Here is a 16522-nt window from a genome sequence, read left to right as displayed (position 1 = left end):
TGCCGCCACGCGATCCCGCCCCGCACCAGGTAGAAGATCGCGTCCAGGACCACGCGGCGGGGGTGCTTCTCCGGCCGCCCGCCCCGCCCGGCGGTGTTGCCCGGCGCGGGCAGCAACGGCTCGATGATCGCCCACTGCGCGTCGGTCAGCGAGGAGGACGGGTAGAACCCGCAGGTGGACGGCACTGACACGCCTGCCGGGTGGGCCGGGCATGACGAGCAGACACACGCAGGCGACAATGACACAGCGAGCTCCTGGTAACGGCTGGCCTAGACAACCGCCGATCTACCAGGAGCTCGCTTCATGCCGAGCCACTACACGCCGTGCTTCATCGCCTTGTGACCATGCGCCTGCCGAGTTCCCGGACGCTCACTAAGTCCCCGACGGGCTTTTCCGAAACAGGAAGAGCCACAGGAGTGCGGCTGCACACACACCAAGGAGGAGCCCACCGGTCGACCACTCCACCGTCCACCTGAATTGGTTCGGCGGATAAAAGCACGCTGCAGCAGGTGCACCATGAGGGCAATGGTGCGGCGCACCGTGTGGAGCGCGAACGACTTGGGCGATCAGGAAGCCAAGAGCGGCTCCCAAAATTGAAGCTGCTGCAGCCAGTGCCTCGACGCGAACAGGTCGCACCATCAGTGCCACAGCCCTCCGCTTGGCCTCGAACTGACTCAGCACAGCGTAACCCTCTCGCGGGCAGTTCATACGGCGCGCGCGGTCATGCCGCGATGAGGGCGCGCCCAACGTCACGGTCGGTGACCTTCGACGGCACGAGCCGCATCCGCTCATGCCGATGAGTGCTCACGTGATCAAGGGCCTCATTGGGGTCCCGACCTGCCGATGAACGCCCCCAGTTCTCGATGATGCCTTTGCGTCCCCTTTCACCCTGGCAATGAACAGCCCGTTCCTCGCCGACCTGCCGACCGCATGGGGCCGGCCGCCGCATCATGGCGATCGGGTGCCGCGCGACATACCGGGCCCGGAACATGTGATCAACGGACGCACCGTTCAGCAGTCGGTCGCAGCCCACTTCGAGTGGAAAATCCGAGGGCGGGGAGTACCGGCTCGGCTGACCGAAGGTCAGGATTGGCCTCCCTTTCGGCGGCCGATCCTGACCTTCGATCGATGAGCCCGGACGGGCTGCCCGGATCAGGCGGTCGGGCTATTTGTGCACGTACGGCCGCCAGTAGCCATCAGTGCAGCCGGTGTACCACATGCCGCTGGTGTTGGTCGCGTAGTCGTTCCACCGGCAGCTCCGCGGGACGCTGCTGCTGTACGGCGGGTTGACCTGGTAGCACCAGCCGCTCACCGGGTTGCACTCGTAGTTGTTCAGGACCACGACCGCCGGGGCCGGCTCGGCGAGGCCGACCGTCGCCGCGCCGGCTACGAGTGCGATCGTCACAGCGATTCGCTTGAGATGCATGGTGTTTCCTTTCCTCAGAACTGGCCCTTGAACTTGACGATCACGTCGCCGAGGCGGGCGTTGGGGGTGCTGCTGCAGCTGTAGCTGATCGCGGGCAGGGCCAGCGGGCTGCCGATGCCCTTGACGCCTTCCTCGATGCCGACCTTGCGAATGGCGTTGAGCTCGTCCTCCTGGGACGCCTGCAGGAACTCCTGGCAGGTGGAGTCCTTGTCGAGGCCGCCGTTCTGCACCTGGTTGTAGATGGCCCGGCCGGCCCAGATCGCGACGACCGCCACGATGATGACGGCGACGACCGCGACGACGCCGCCGAAGTTGTTGCGCCGGCTGTTGTCCTGGTCCCTGCCGACGATGCTGCTGTTGTCGCCGCGCGTCGACGCGTGGCTCTGGTCCGACCTGTTCCGTGAGTTGTCCGTCATTTCGTGCATCGCCCTTTCGACTTCGCCTGCCAACTCGGTGTCCTCGCGCAGCGCCGCGGCCAAGAGTTGCTGCACCGCCGTCGCGTCGCGGGGGTCGCTGACGTATTGGTCCCAGACGCTCTGTGCGCCGATGGTGCGGAACGCCGTGTCGAGGAGGCTGTAGAGGGTGCAGGGTGCCTCGTCGTCGGCGGTGCGGACCGCGCCACCGGGCGGCGGCAGGTGCAGCCCGAGCGCGGTGATGGCACTGGCCGCCAGATCCAGCATCGCGTCTCCTTTCTGTGCGGTGGTCGCCAACGCTAGGGCCGTTCAACGGTTCCGCGCCCTGGTGCCGGGCGTTCCCGGACAACCCCGGACGGCCCGCAGTGGCGCCCGCGAAGGCGACGCGCATCCGAAGTTCTCCGAACATGAGCGAGGGGAAGCAGCCGGAACCGGGGGACCGTTCACAGGATCGCTATCCGCTGATCCGTGCCCTACCGTCAGTGGCACTCAGGTGTCGATACAGACGGAAGGGGCGGGACGATTCCCGGTCACGGTGGGACGGATCCGGAGCTGATCAAGACCCGCGACGAGTTCGGTGCGGCGCTGACCGAGTTGCGCGAGCGGGCCAGTCTGACCATCGACGCGCTGGCTCGGCGAGCAGGGCTGAGCCCGGCAACCGCGCACGACTACGTGACGGGAAAGCACCTACCCGGGCCGGCGCAGGCAGCGAAGTTCCGCGGTCTGCTGGAGGCCTGCGGGGTCACCGGTCCCGCGGCGCTGGACGCCTGGCTGGCCGCGCTGAGCCGGGTCCGCGCCGATTCCGACGGGCGCCATGGCCGGCGCGTCCCGGACATCGTGCCGTATCTCGGTCTGCGCCCGTTCGACGGTACCGATGCCGCACTGTTCTTCGGTCGCGAGAAGTTTCTCGGTGTCGTGCTCGACCGGCTCACCGCACTGCGCGACAGCGGGGGGACCGCGCGCGTGCTGTTCCTGGTCGGCGCGTCCGGGTCGGGGAAGTCGTCGCTGTTGCGGGCCGGTGTGCAGCCCGCGGTACACAGCGGGGCTCTGAACGACGGCGGCGAGACCTGGTCGGTGGTGACGATGTTGCCGGGCAAGGATCCGGTGGAAGCGCTCCGGGGCGCTGTCGACGGTGTCGCCGTGCCGCGGGTCCTGATCATCGACCAGTTCGAGGAGCTCTACATCCTGGCCGGCGTTGAGCGGGCCGCCGCGTTCGTGACCGCGCTGGCCGCGCTGGGCACCGGCACGCTCGTCCTCGCCGGGCTCCGTGCCGACTACTTCACCCACGCCGCCGCCGACCCGGCGCTGATCGAGTCGCTGCAGCACTGGCAGCTGGTGGTGCCGCCGCTGACGGAGGAGGAGCTGCGCTCGGCCGTCGTCCGGCCCGCCGCGGCCGTCGGGGTCACCGTCGACGACGCGCTCGTCGAGGTGGTGCTGGCAGAGATCCGCACCGGGGCGCGCGGCCATCCGAACACGCTGCAGAACGCGCTGCCGCTGCTGTCGCACGCCCTGCTCGCGGCGTGGGAGCGCCGCCAGCGGCGCCGGCTGACCCTGGACGGTTACCGAGCCGGTGGTGGCCTCAACGGCGCCGTCCAGCAGTCGGCGGAGCAGGCGTTCGCCGACCTCGACCCGGATGAGCAGACGCTGGCCCGGCGAATCTTCCTGCGCCTCATCACCGTCGACGACGACCATCTGGCCACCAAGCGCCGGGTCGCCCGCGCCGACCTGCCGTCCGGCGGGCAGGCGACCGATCCGGTCCTCGAGCGCTTCGTCGCGCGGCGGCTCATCACGCTCGACGGCCAGGACGTCGAGATCAGCCACGACGCACTGCTCACGGCGTGGCCGAGGCTTACCGAATGGGTCGCGGCCGATCACGACGGCCTGCGCCTGCACCGTCGGCTGACGGCCGCGGCCGAGAGCTGGCGGGCCGGCGGCGACGACCGGCATCTGCTGCTGCGCGGCAACCTGCTGGCCGCGGTCGAGGACTGGGCCGCCGACCCGGATCACACCGCGTCGATGAACGCGGTCGAGCGGGACTTCCTGCGGCACAGCACCGACAACTGGAACACCGAGCAGGTCGCCACCCGGCGGCGGATCAGGGTGCTGCGGCAACTGGTCGCGGCGCTCGCCGTGCTGGTGGTGCTCACCGGCAGCTCGGCCGGATATGCATGGCGGGCCAGAAACGTCGCCGCCACTCAGCGCACCGCGGCCGACCAGGCCCGCTACGAGGCGCTGTCCCGGCAGGTCGCCATCGAGTCGGCGCGGGCCCGCAGCGGCGACCCCGCCCTGGCCGAGCAACTGGCCCTCGCGGCGTATCGGATCTCGCCAACCGTCGACGCGCGCTCGGCGCTGCTCGACGCGACCGCGAACGGCATCGTGCACCGCCTGGCCGGCGCGTCCGGCCCGACAATGCTGCGGATCAACCCGGCCGGCACCGTCGTGGCGGTCAGCGACGCCGGCGACGGCAGCGTCGACCTGCGCGCCTACGCCGCCGGTCGGCCGGGCGCCCCGCTGGGCGCGATCCCGGCGGCCGATCCCGGAAAAATGGTGTATGCGCTGGCGTTCAGCCCCGACGGCACCACCCTGGCGATCGGCGGCGAGGGCGGGCACGTGCGGCTGATCGACGTGCGCGATCCGGCCCACCCGGTGCCGCTGGCCGACGCCCCGGGCTCGTTCGGCACCGCGGTCGAGTCCCTCGCGTTCGCCCCCGACGGCCACCGGCTCGTCGCCGGCGGGGGCGGCACACCGCCGATCGGAGCCTGGGCGGCCACCGGCGACGGGTGGCACACACCCGCCGCGGTCCCGGTCACGGGCTCCGACCAGGTGGTGCAGGCCGTCGCCTACAGCCCGGACGGCCGCACCCTGGTCGCCGGGGACGCCGCCGGTGCGCTGCGGTTCTGGGCCGCCGACCGGCTCGACGGCCCGCCGGCCACGACTCAGATCAGCCCCACGCAGATCAATGCCGTCGCCTGGTCACCGGACGGCGGCACGGTCCTGGCCGGCGCCCGGGACGGCTCGGCGACGCTGGTCGACGCCGCGACCCACACGGTCCGGGCGAAACTCGACACCGAGTTCACGTCCTGGGTCAACGCGGCCGCCTACGCACCCGGCGGCGACCTGATCACCGTCGGCGGCTCCAACAACCGCCTCGTCGTCTTCGACGCGCACAGCATGGTCCGCCTGGCCACGATCGCCAGCGCGGCCCAGATCACCTCGATCGCATATTCGCCGGACAGCACCACCGTGCACGCGGCCGCCGCCGACGGCTCGGTGCACAGCTTCCCGGCGGTACCACGAACGCTCGCCTCCGCCGCCGGACCCCTCTACTCCATCGCCGTCGGGCAGAATGGCCGGACGCTGGCCGTCGCGTCGACGGGCCCGGCCGGCCGGGTGATGCTGTGGCCGCTGGACGGGCCACCACCGGTCCGCATGACCGTGCCCCCGCTGCCGGCCTGGTTCGGCGTGGCCGCCGGGTCGGTGGCCTTCGCGCCGAGCGGGCCAGCCTTCGCCGCCGGCAACCGGGACGGCGCCGTGCTCCTGGACGTCGGCGGCCACCCGACGCTGCTCGCGGGGGCGGCGAAGCTCATCGAGTCGGTGCAATTCAGCCCGGACGGCCGGCTCGTCGCGGCGTCGTCGGACGACGGGCAGGTCCACCTCTGGGACGTGACGGACCCGGCCGCGCCGGAGACGCTGCCCGCGCTGGATTCCGGCGGCCAGGCCACCTCCGTCGCGTTCAGCCCCGACGGCCGCTCCCTGGCCGCGGCCAGCGTCGACCACACGGTCCACCGCTGGGACCTGCGGGATCCGCACACCCCGCGGGTCCTGCCGCCCCTGACCGGGTTCGGCAACTACGCCTGGTCGGTGGCGTTCTCGGCGGACTCGCGCACCGTCGCCGCCGGCGGCGCGGACGACACGATCCGGCTGTGGGACGTCAGCGACCCGGCGCAGCCACGTCCGATCGGCGCACCCCTGACCGGGCCGACCCACTACGTCTACGGCCTCGCGTTCAGCCCGGACGGGCACGTCCTGGCGGCGGCCGGCGGCGACGGCGCCGTGTGGACATGGCGGCTCATGCCGTCGGAGCCTCCGCAGCTCACCACCGCCCTCCAGGCCGCGAACCCCGACGGCAAGACCTACGCCATCGCCTTCACACCGGACGGCAGGTCCCTGATCGCCGCCGGCAGCGCCGGCACGATCACCTTCTGGCCGACGGACGAGCAGCAGGTCGCGGCAGACCTGTGCGCAACCGCCGGCGACCCGCTGACGGCGCAGGAGTGGGCGCAATACGTCCCCGGGATCCCGTACCGTCGGACCTGCCCCCGGTGAGGTCGCCCTAAACCCGGGGCATCAGGTCCGGAAGCGGAAGCCGACGACGTGGGACGTGTCGGCGCAGACAACGTAGTTGCGTCGATGTCGTTGGAGAAGCCGTGGGTGCCGGCGTCACCCAGGTCGACTGTCGAGCCGTCCGGGTCGAGGCCGGTGACCGGGGTGGTCGGCAGCAGGGGGCGGGCGGGTCCCCAGGCCACCGGCAAGCGAGTCGAGCTAAACGTACGCAAATCGATGAGCTTCTTGAGCGACGACACCCCGTACGGCTTCCATTCAACGATCTTGGCTTCCGCATCTGCCGCGATCCTTGCGCTACAGAGCGTCACGGCGAGTTGTCGGCCGACTCGCGGACATGCCGAGTTGAGCGCGAGTTGAGCGCGGCACGTTCGGTGATCCGCTGGGCCGTACGATGCCGACATGACGGTGTACGACATCGCCGCTCAGTTGCCTTCCACCGACGTGTTGCGGCAGCGGTGCAAGGCCCTGGCGATGCTTGATGCGATCATCGGGGGCGTCTACTACACCTATGACCGTGCATGGGGCGCCGACGAGGCGGCGTCAATGCGCAACGGCAGCGGCGAGGAGTACGACATCGTCTTCACCGCCGACGGCGTCTTCATCCGTGGCGTCTACCACGAGTCGTCGATGTTCAAGTACACGGATGGGCGGCTGTGGCCGGGCTTGCTCGACGGCCTTCCCGCGGAGTTTCAGCCCCAGGCATCTGAGCCCGCCTTCAGCCACCTGTACGACACGCTCGACGCCAGCTTTGTCCTGTGGCGGCGCGCTGGCGATGAGCGGTGGCACGCCGGGAAAGACATCGACTTCTCTCCTGCGGATGACGACGAGGTGGATGCGGACGGCTCCTGGCTGCTGGACATCCTCTTCGACGACATCGTGGAGAAGTACTGCGAGTATGCCGAGGAGGTCTACGAGGTCGTTCTGCCCCAGTCCGCGGTCGGGCACGTCGTCGCGTTCCTGCCGCTGACCGACGCGGTGATCCGCGCGCTCAATCCGGAGGCCGAACCGGCTTACCTCCGGGCGGAGGCCGAAAGGTTCGGGTACCCCCTGGCGGCAGCTGCCGGGCCAGGTGAAGGAGATCAGTAGTCGTCGCAGGGCTCATGGACGCGCGGATTTGCCGCGGACGTCGTGCGCTGCGACTTGCCAGCGATCATTACGCTCCGTATGCCGCCTCGGCGGCTCGGTCTCTGCGGACCGGTGCGAGATCATCGCCGATGTGCGGTACAGCATTGGCGAGCCACCCGTGCTCCGGGTGCTGGCAGCGGAGTCCCGAGCGATGCGGAAAGGCGGGGCGGTGAGGCGAATTTTCCGGTTTCTGTCGCAACTTGATCTCCGGCTCACCGCTGCCTAGCATCACGCCGTTGCCCTGACGGGGAGGTCGGCGTGAAGCTGCGGTTCGGTATGGCGGCGGCGGGTGCGGTGGCGGCGCTGGCCGCGGCTGTGCTGCCCGGTGGGGTCGCTGCGGCGGCCGACGCGCCACTGTCGCTCGTCTCGGTGAGCACGCCGGTGCAGAACCGGTTCGACTTCACCATCGCCGCGGTTCGCGTGCACAACGCCGGCGCCGCCGTGAGCTCGGTGCACCTGCGCCTAAAGTTCGTCACCGACCCAGGCGCGTCGAACCCGATCGAGTGGCACCACTACCGCGACCAGGGGCCCTCCTGCCACATCACAGCGCCGGGCACGTTCGACGATGTTCTGGACTGCGATTACGCGGTCAGTGTCGCCGCGGGCGGCACCGCCGACATCCCGGTGCACGCGTTCGTAATGCCGGGCAACCGCACCGAGACCGCGGCGGCGCCGCGCGTGCAGGTGTTCGTGGGTGACCCGGCGGCCAGCCAGAGCCTCACCACCGGCCCCGTCGAGCGGGTCAAGCACTTCGCCGACCTCACCGTGAGCGCGTCGTCGCCGACCGGGGCGGTCGGCGACGTGGTGGACGTACATCTGGTCATGAAGAACAACGGCCCGGCCGACGCGTTCGGCTTCTCGGTCGGCCTGGGGGCGCCCGAGGGCACCGAGTGGGTCGGCCCGGCCTTCGAAGAGTGTTGGACACCGCCGCGCACCGCCACGACCTGCAAGCCCGACGGGTTGGTGAAGGCCGGACAGACGTACGAGCGGACCTTCCAGCTCAAGATCAAGTCGGCGGTCGTCGAGCCGGGTTCGGTCGGGGTCATGGCCAACTGGCAGCAGGGCGCGGACCCCGACCCGTACTTCCACCTCGTCGACCCGGACGAGTCAAACAACACGGCCGAGTTCCACGTGACCATGGGGACGGCGCCGCACCCGTCGGCCAGCGCGAGCGCTGGCGAAGCGCTGCCGTCGGCCACGGCGAGTGCCGGCGAACCGCTGCCGGTCACCGGCTCCAACGTGCCGCTCTACGTCACGGTCGGCGTGGCCCTTGCGCTCGCCGGCGCGGTCCTGCTGGTCCTCGTCCGCCGGCGCCGGGTGCGGTTCACGACCGAGTGAGCAGGTCGTCAATGAAGGCGCACAGCGGCCGCAGGTAGATGCCCCGCGCGGCCAGCTCCGGCCACCGAACGCACAGGCCACCCTCGCCGCGTACGGCGTGGATGTGAACAGTGCAGGGCTTGATTACTTCCATTTCAAGGTCGCAGTCGTCCCGGGTCACCGATGCGCTGAAGCTCGTCGAGGTCACGAGAGGACGCCCCGGCAACATGCGCAGCGCCGACAGGGTCCGCCGCAGGAGACTGGCTGGCTGCCGCAGCCGAACCTGAGCCTGCTCATCCTCCGCGCGGGCCGACCGGTGCCCGCTCAGGCGGGGCCGCCTCACGCGACGACCACCAGCAGTGCCCGGACATCGGCTGAGTCTTGCTCGCTGCGCCCGTAATGGGCCATGGGCAGCGGTGACGCGGGCACAGCGAGCCCGGTTATCGTCTGACGGTGACGATCCTCGCAGGGCACAGCAGTCCGCCGCTGGTCCGGTTACGTGCGCATGGGCGGCTGGCGTCCCCGGTCGATAGCGACGTGTTGGTGACGGCATCGGTGGGCCCATCCGGCGAGGCGATCACGCTGTGGGCGGATCCCGCCGGCCGGAAGGCGTTGCTGACTCCGGGAGGCTTGGCCGAGTCCTGCGCCCGACAGCCCGTCTCCGTCCGGGTGGTCGTCCAGGACGCGAGCACGACCAGGGTCACCACCATCGCCGCACTGGACCTCCCGTTCTGCAAGCTCCAGCCGCTACCCGACGGACGGACTCTGGTGGTGGCGACCAGGGGCGGCAGGGCTATTGTCTTCGACGCCGACGGCACGCCTGTACTCCAAGGCGATGTCGGCGACGGTATCGAGCATGCGTTGACCACGCTGACGGGACAGGTGTGGGTCGGCTACTTCGACGAGGGCGTCTTCGGCGGCGGTCCCTTCGGCCCGCACAGCATCGTCCGCTTTACCGCCGACCTCGAACCCGATTGGAGGTACCCCGGTGAGGCTGGGTTCGGCCCGATCGACGACTGCTACAGCCTGAACGTCGAGGGGGAAACTGCCTGGGCGTGCTACCACAGCAGCTTCCCGATCGTCCGGATGTCCGACGGGATGGTGAGCGGCTGGCGCAACAAGATCAGGGGAGCCACGGCGCTTGTCGCCCACGCCGACACCTGTGCCTTGTTCGGCGGCTACCGAGCCGAGCGCGGCCGAGCGGTGATCGGCCGTCTCTCTGAGAGTCAGAACGAGCCGATCAGCGAGGGATTGCTAGTTCTACCCGACGATCGACCCCTCCCTGGCGGCGTCCGAGTGATCGGACGAGGCCCGGACTTGCACGTCCTCGCCGAAACGGAGTGGTACCGCGTCGGCCTAGACGACCTGCCCTAACCGCATACGGATCTGCCGCGAGGCGCTCGCTACGTAACGTCACGACGGTAGGTCGCCCGGCTTCCTGACATGCCGATGAGCGGATGCTGGCCATCGGCCGGGAACGGCGCGAAAGTGGTCCAGATCGCCGTGGGCGTGACGACGCGGGCAGTGGTCGGCAGCTGGCCTCTGGAATCGTGGATGGGTGGAACCCGCGTTCGTACTCGTGCATAGCCTGCTGTTGGGTCCTCGGACGTGGGCTCCGGTAGCGGCCAGGCTGGCATCCTCGGGTGCAGCGACAGTGGTGCCATCGTTGGTCGACGTGACCGACGCGGACGACCCGCCGTTCTGGCCACGCGTCGTCGACAGAGTCCACGACGCTGTCGACCAGTTGCCGCAGGGTCAACCGGTCTTCGTGGTCGCACACAGCAACGCCGGCCCGTTCGTTCCGGCAATCGTGCACGCGGCTCCACGCCCGGTCGCCGGATGCCTATTCGTCGAGGCAAGACTGCCCTCCCGTACCGGGCCAACGCCTACCGCGTCACCCGAGCGGCTGAACTACCTGCGCACCCAGGTGACTGAAGGTCGGCTGCCGCAGTGGACGGCCTGGTGGGACGAGGACGACGTCACCGTGCTGTTTCCCGATCCGCAGACCAGATTGACGGTCTCGGCCGAACAGCCACGGCTTCCGTTGAGCTACTACGAGCAGCAGATTCCCGTACCTGACGGCTGGGACAACCGGCCGTGCGGGTTTGTGCTCTTCGGGCCGTCGTATGACCACGTGGCGCAGGACGCCCGTGAACGTGGCTGGGACGTCGACCAGGTCGCTGGCCAACATCTACACCAACTTGTCGATCCAGACGCGGTGGCCGCTCGCATTGTCGCCATGACCGGAAGGTGGCGCTTGTCGGCCGGCTGAGCCAAGCGGCACACCGCGCTGCCCCGCAGCCGCTCATGCCGATGAGCGGTCGTTCTGGCGACGGCTCGCTCAGCTGCGGATTTCGGCCGCAGGCGCCTCGGTGGCGATCGAGCCCTGTGCGACTGGAACCGGCGCAGCGTGGACCCTATGGGGCGAGCAATGCCTGGGTCAGGACCGCAAGATCGGAAACGACCGGGGTCTGGGCGTCGGCTAGGTGCTTGCGTGGATCGCGCCCGCATTCGCAGCCGAGGCCGATGGCACCTGCCTGCTGGACCCGGCGCAGCCGCCCAGACGAACCGCTCACGACGAGGCAAGCAGCATGTGGCACGCCGAGCAGATCGGTCGCCCGCTCCGCGGTGTGCCCGGCATCGACTGCGGAAAGGTCGAGACCTTGCCGAGCTGCCACAGCATTGACGTGCGTATCCAGCCCGCGCGCCCGGATAGTGGCCAACACCGCGTACTCGGACAGGTCGCTGATCACCGCTACCTTGCGGTCGGTGGCAGCACAGACGGCGAGAAGTCGGTCCAGGTTCCGCGTCGGCTTGGCGGTGATCGCCGCGTCCAGCTCCAGGCCCGACACGAGCGCCTCCGCCTCAGCGGCATGGTCGCGTTCCCGCTCGGCGAGGTACGCCAGCGTCTGGTGGATCCCGAACACTGAAAGTGTGATCGGAAAGGGGCGTGGCCGGTATTTGCGTCTCGACAACAGGTCCGTGACCGCCCGCTCGCGGGCCTCTGGACCCATCGCAGCTTGCACGTCGAACATCACACCATCGAAGTCAAAGAGCACATGTCGGGCGAGACCGACGGCGCGCGCAACGTGGGCACGTACTCTCGGTGCCGCCCGGTCAGCAGGCTCAGTCACATCGACCCCCGACATCAGTGCGTGACAGGCCGATCATCGCCTGTTTCGTGCCATCCGGTAGCGCCCTCCGGATCTTGGCAGAACCCGGTACCGGCGACAACCGGGGGTCGCTCTTGCCCGTCTCCGCAAGCTGTCGCCCGGTTCAGGGACCCCAGCGCGCGATCGCGGCGAGCCACGCGTGCGACATTCTGATGCTGTCGGCATCCGGACGTTGCCGCGGCTCGGCCGGTCAGGTCGGCGACATATGTGGAGTCCAGGTGCACGGATCCGCCGCGATGCACTCGTTACGCAGTGTGATGAGCCGGGCCGGCGCTCGGCACCCGCAATTGCCGATGACCGCGCGTAGTGCTGATTAGATGCCAGGCCGGGGCACCCACCAGTCGCCGAGGGCTTCGTGGAGGATCAGCACGAGAGCGCCGATCAGGATCGTCGCAAGGATGCCGACACCGAAACCAAGAATGCCGCGGTCTCGCCTTTCCGGACCGCCGGGGGTGGCGGCCGGTGCCGCCGAACGCGACCAGGGGTGGTCCCGGGCCAACCAGAACAACAGCCCGAGGCCGTGCGGTGTGATGTAGATCAGCCAGAACCAGAACCACCGAGTGCCCCGAACTGGAGCCGGTCCGGCGACGACGACACCGAGGAAGATGACAGCGAGGATGGGGACTATCCAGGTGACGACGGATATCGATGGCTGGACAGTGCCGGCTCGGTGTTCGAGGCCGGCGGCCCGCAAATCCTGCGCAATACCGATGGCCCCAGGTCCGGAGTAGCTTCCCTGGTCGACGGCGCCGGTGATGGTGACTTGGTCGAAATTGTCGGTGTCGGTCCAGCGCACCCGGCCATCGGAGGTTCTCCACACGAACAGTGGACCGAGCGTGCCGGAGCCCCGCAAAGCGGGAGTGTCGAACCATCGTGGTGGGCTGTTGACGTCCCATCGGTCGCCCCACTGGTATGCCGTCACGCGGCCGGCAGCCACGTCCGTCCTCGCCTGGTCGTAGCTCTGCTTCCGGGGAGCCGTCCACCAGGTCATTGCTGCCGCAAGCAGCCACAGCAGGACCAGGGCGAGCCGCAGCACACCCCACCACCGCCAAGTCCGTTCGGCCGGCGCGAACAGCACGCTCTCATTCATGATCGCATTGTTTCAGCACAGGGCCAGTCACCGCCGTCGATGGCCTTGTTGCCAACTGGTGCCACTTGCATCATGATCCGCCTCCCGTTCCGTCTACGTCAGCGATGGCGTAGGCGTGATGAAGGCCGTTCAGTGGGCATACTCATTTGCCGCGAGGCGCGCGCAACGCAGCGTGACGAGCCGGGCCAGCGCTTGGCACCCGCAACTGCCGAATACAGTGCGTCCGATCCAGGCCGGTTGCTCACCGGCCGATCCCCGATCGTCGGTGTTCTGTCTGTCTGGGGTGTGCCGAGCGGCGGCATTTTCGACGTCGTGTGGCGGTGCTGGTGAAGGCGTTCGCCACCAGTTTCAGGTCGTGGTGGACAGTCATGGGCCGAACGGCTCCGGACGGTATTGTGCGCCGATGGCGATCGGATCAACACCGATTCCGGCGAGCCTCGGGTGGGCGCTGGTGGGCGCGGTCGTGGCCGTGGGCGCCGGCGTGGCCGTGGGTCTCGGGGCGTATCGGCGAAATCGGCGCATCCTGCGGCGCGGCGCGCGGCTGAGCGCCGAAATCGTCGCGGCCGAGATTGCCCCGCTCGATCGCCCGTACGGGTCGCGGCTGCGCAACGTGCGGCTGCGGCTGCGCTTCGAGGGCATCGAGGAGCACGTGCTGGAGTTCCTCGGGTACCGCCTGCGCTCCGACGACGCCGCGGCGCTCACGCCGGGCGCGACAGTGCAGGTCTGGGTGCTGCCGGAGGACCTGTCCGAGGTTCGCGTCGCCCGGCCCGGCAACGTTGACCGGATCCTGCCGTTCCAGGCCGCCCCGGAGGTGTCCGGCAACTACCCCGACGGCGGCATCGACGGCCTCGGCACCCTGCTGGACCGGTCGAGCTGAACGGCTGGCGCCTCCATTGGAGGTCTACGCGGCATTGACGCCCGGGACGGCGGCGCTCGGGTCGCGCCAGCAAGCTGGACCCGGTCTTCCTTATGGCGCCCGTTGCGGCCGCCTGGGCCTCGGGCACCTCGGGAGGTGCCACCAAACCCTGCCCGCGACCATCAGCCCGACACAATTTGCCCAGCGCGTCCGGATCTGGCGCCGTGGGCGCGGCGGCGGGCGCGTGCTCGTCACAGCGGGTGACCAGCACAGCGAGGCCGAGGCTTCCTGTCCTGCCGATGACAGTGCGTCTGATCAAGCCTGCGATGGGCGCATCGGACGGCGGCCTGCTTGATTCAGGCCGGCGAGGGTGCCGAGGGCGGGTTTCTACCCAACTTCAACGGATAGTTCAATGCTGCTATGCGATTCACCATCGGGTCGGATGTTGCCATCACGGTGGCTTTTGAGCCCACCGCGGAGATCTACCGGCTTCGCGCCGGGGAGAACATCACCGTTGAGTGGCCCGACGGCCAAAGGGACGGTGCGGTCAATCTGGAGGCAGGCGAGATCGTTGTGCACCAGCCCAGCGGAGGTTCTTGGATGCGAGCTTGGCGTTCCGACGGGAGCGAAATCTACGTCGGTCCCGGTTCTAGGACGGACGCGAACTAAAGCACCGGAGTCGCGGCTCGACGTTGGGCGCACCCGGGCTCCGGCAGCCGAGGCCAACGCGACGAGCGACTGTCCGTTGACACTCAACTGCGCTGTCAACGGACAGCGACGACGCGCTCATCTGCCGCGATCCGGGCGTGGGTCCCGAACTCACAAACACTGCCCGCATGGCACCGCAAGGGCACCACCGTTTCTGCGCCAGAGCCGTTCGTTTGACAGACCCGAAAATCTACTCGTTGTTGTCGAGTGTTGATGACTCCTCTTTGGGAAGGCGGATTGTTTGAGCGTGTTCTGAGAACCGAGGGTTTCGTTCGAGAAGGAGGCCGCTGTACGGCACTGGGAGCACGATTTTGGCTCCGGATATTGTCATGATTCTGACTCTGGTTCGTCCGAGGTGGCGTCGTGTCTGCACTTTCGAAATCTGTGACCAGGGTATAAATGTCGTCGACAGGCGACCGGGTATGGTGATGAGAATGCCATCGCGGTCGGCTACTACGCGCACACGTGCGAGGGCTGTGTAACTAGCCGCTGCCGGTACGGCAAAGGCGATTAGGCCGAGAACAATGCGCTGAGTCACGGGCAGGTGGCTGTCGGCGAGGGGCGGAGCTAGCACTGCTAACGTCATCATGGCCACGAGTCCTGCGGTACCAGCACGTTGAAGGCGCTGCCCGAGAGTGGTTTGGAACGTCACCGGCACTGCGTGGGGCACTGTGAGTCTCCTCTTGCAGACCGTGGATCTCTGGGTGTTTCGAAGACCGGTCGCTCTTGTTGGCCTAAGGTGGCGTCGTCGGCCAGCGCAAGTCATGCTAGGCCGACGACGCCGATGCGACGTTTAGATGCAGCTGATCCACCACAGGGAGTAGTCCGGATAGGAAAGCCGCCACACCTTGTGAGCCATCACCATTCCCGTAAAGTACATTCCGCGGTGGTGAGTGCAGCCTCTGTTGTATGCCCAGACCACTCCGAGTCCAATGAGTGCGCCGATAACCGCTCCCGGGACGCCGCCGATCCAGGCCCCCACCCCGGCCCCGATGACGCCGAGCACGAAGGGCCAGTCGGTGTTGATGTCGCGGTCGGATACACGGTATACGGCCATGCCCCACTTGTGGGAAGAGTCTGACCACCAGGAGCGGAACGAGCAGAAGTATCTACCGGAGATGTCGGTGCAGTTGACGCCGTCGCCGTTGCAGTAGTCGTAGGCGTTGCCGCCGCTGATCGGATCGATGGACAGGAATCGGCCTTGGGCGGCGCTGTAGAGGCGTACGCCCATGAGCGTGGTGCCGTCGAGGGCCTCGTTGCTGCGCTGGCTCGCGCCAGCCAGCCGTAGCGGGCCGGGGTGGCGGTCTTGGCCTGGCCGTACTCGTCGCAGTCGTAGACGCCGACGGGCGTGCCGGGGTTGCTGACCGGGACGGTCACGGCGACGTCGGCGTGCAGGTTGGTGAGCTGGGCCACCACGCCGCCGCTGACGGCCGTGGTGGCGGCGAGCCCGCCGGTGATGTCCAGGAGTTGCGGGTGATGGTGCCACCGCCGTTCTCGGCGATCCAGGTCGGGTTGTCGGTGTCGTTGCCGTAGTGGTTGGTCTTGGTCGCGGTCGTCGTCCAGGTGCCGGAGGCGTTGCTCTCGAAGATGGTGCCGCGCTGCGTCGATACCGACGCCGCCGGTTGGCTGCTGCCCTCGGGGCCGCTGGGGCGCTTGTCGTGGGTGGCATCACCAGCCGTGAGTTTGTTGCCCGGCACGGCGATCCCGCGGCAACCGCTTCGTCCGATGCGACCAGGCCCGTCGCGCTGGTCACGAATGGATCCTGTGCCGGGCTGTCGGTCACCGTGTTGAAGCCTCCCACCACCGCAGGCGGCCCCACTACACCGCTCGCGTACATCCGGCCCGGCAGCAGCGGGAACTTCGTCACCATGCCCGGGAACTCGATGATATTGCTGCAGGGCCAGGGGCCCTGCGTGGCCCAGCTGCGCTTCCACCCCGATGGCGTCTTCCTGCAAGGGCCAGGGCCGTCCGGGACTGGAACTTCACCGACGGTATCGGTTTGGTCGTGTCGCATGCCCAGACCGGCCGGACCCGCATCGACTTGTACCTCGACTGCATCGGAACCGCCGA

13 protein-coding genes are annotated in these 16522 nt (G+C 68.7%); 6 read left to right on the top strand and 7 right to left on the bottom strand.

What is annotated here, in order from left to right; translation table 11 throughout:
• The 3 genes from ACGFI8_RS13720 to ACGFI8_RS13710 all read right to left on the bottom strand — a co-directional run.
• A partial coding sequence (locus tag ACGFI8_RS13720; RefSeq protein WP_392804107.1) for a transposase occupies positions 1-185 on the bottom strand: 185 nt, incomplete at its 3' end.
• Between the two features lie 980 nt (positions 186-1165).
• Positions 1166-1426, bottom strand: a complete 261-nt coding sequence (locus ACGFI8_RS13715; protein ID WP_392804026.1) for a hypothetical protein — start codon at positions 1424-1426, stop codon at positions 1166-1168.
• 14 nt (positions 1427-1440) lie between these two features.
• Positions 1441-2106, bottom strand: coding sequence for a hypothetical protein (locus ACGFI8_RS13710; protein ID WP_392804025.1), 666 nt, complete (start codon positions 2104-2106; stop codon positions 1441-1443).
• 201 nt (positions 2107-2307) lie between these two features.
• Here ACGFI8_RS13710 and ACGFI8_RS13705 point away from each other — a divergent pair, with 201 nt between their 5' ends.
• The 5 genes from ACGFI8_RS13705 (at position 2308) to ACGFI8_RS13685 (ending at position 10897) form a co-directional block, all read left to right on the top strand.
• Positions 2308-6165 (top strand): helix-turn-helix domain-containing protein, encoded by a 3858-nt coding sequence (locus ACGFI8_RS13705; RefSeq protein ID WP_392804023.1) that lies wholly within the window; start codon positions 2308-2310, stop codon positions 6163-6165.
• A gap of 417 nt (positions 6166-6582) precedes the next feature.
• A complete protein-coding gene (locus ACGFI8_RS13700; protein ID WP_392804021.1) occupies positions 6583-7269 on the top strand; it encodes a hypothetical protein in 687 nt (228 codons plus the stop codon).
• Positions 7270-7566: 297 nt separating this feature from the next.
• Positions 7567-8646, top strand: a complete 1080-nt coding sequence (locus ACGFI8_RS13695; protein ID WP_392804019.1) for an LPXTG cell wall anchor domain-containing protein — start codon at positions 7567-7569, stop codon at positions 8644-8646.
• Between the two features lie 432 nt (positions 8647-9078).
• Positions 9079-9999 (top strand): hypothetical protein, encoded by a 921-nt coding sequence (locus tag ACGFI8_RS13690; RefSeq protein ID WP_392804017.1) that lies wholly within the window; start codon positions 9079-9081, stop codon positions 9997-9999.
• 184 nt (positions 10000-10183) lie between these two features.
• A complete protein-coding gene (locus tag ACGFI8_RS13685; RefSeq protein WP_392804015.1) occupies positions 10184-10897 on the top strand; it encodes an alpha/beta fold hydrolase in 714 nt (237 codons plus the stop codon).
• A gap of 145 nt (positions 10898-11042) precedes the next feature.
• Here ACGFI8_RS13685 and ACGFI8_RS13680 read toward each other — a convergent pair whose 3' ends face one another.
• Both ACGFI8_RS13680 and ACGFI8_RS13675 read right to left on the bottom strand, forming a co-directional pair.
• The gene (locus ACGFI8_RS13680) at positions 11043-11684 is read right to left on the bottom strand and encodes a hypothetical protein (RefSeq protein WP_392804013.1); all 642 of its coding nucleotides are present in this window, start codon (positions 11682-11684) and stop codon (positions 11043-11045) included.
• A 427-nt stretch (positions 11685-12111) separates the two neighbouring features.
• A complete protein-coding gene (locus ACGFI8_RS13675; RefSeq protein WP_392804011.1) occupies positions 12112-12888 on the bottom strand; it encodes a hypothetical protein in 777 nt (258 codons plus the stop codon).
• A 403-nt stretch (positions 12889-13291) separates the two neighbouring features.
• On the opposite strand from ACGFI8_RS13675, the gene ACGFI8_RS13670 reads away from it, so the two are divergent.
• The gene (locus ACGFI8_RS13670) at positions 13292-13765 is read left to right on the top strand and encodes a DUF3592 domain-containing protein (protein ID WP_392804009.1); all 474 of its coding nucleotides are present in this window, start codon (positions 13292-13294) and stop codon (positions 13763-13765) included.
• Positions 13766-15245: 1480 nt separating this feature from the next.
• Here the strand turns inward: ACGFI8_RS13670 and ACGFI8_RS13665 are convergent.
• The gene (locus ACGFI8_RS13665) at positions 15246-15938 is read right to left on the bottom strand and encodes an RHS repeat-associated core domain-containing protein (RefSeq protein WP_392804007.1); all 693 of its coding nucleotides are present in this window, start codon (positions 15936-15938) and stop codon (positions 15246-15248) included.
• Positions 15826-16149: a hypothetical protein gene (locus ACGFI8_RS13660; RefSeq protein ID WP_392804005.1), complete on the bottom strand. Its 324-nt coding sequence runs from the start codon at positions 16147-16149 to the stop codon at positions 15826-15828. Before ACGFI8_RS13660 ends, ACGFI8_RS13665 begins: the two co-directional genes overlap by 113 nt.
• Positions 16150-16522: the final 373 nt, after the last annotated feature.

This window comes from Dactylosporangium sp. NPDC048998, from assembly GCF_043197855.1.
In the GTDB taxonomy this organism is placed as follows: domain Bacteria; phylum Actinomycetota; class Actinomycetes; order Mycobacteriales; family Micromonosporaceae; genus Dactylosporangium.
Note: the sequence above shows the minus strand (reverse complement) of the source record. Positions and strands in the feature narration are given on the sequence as shown.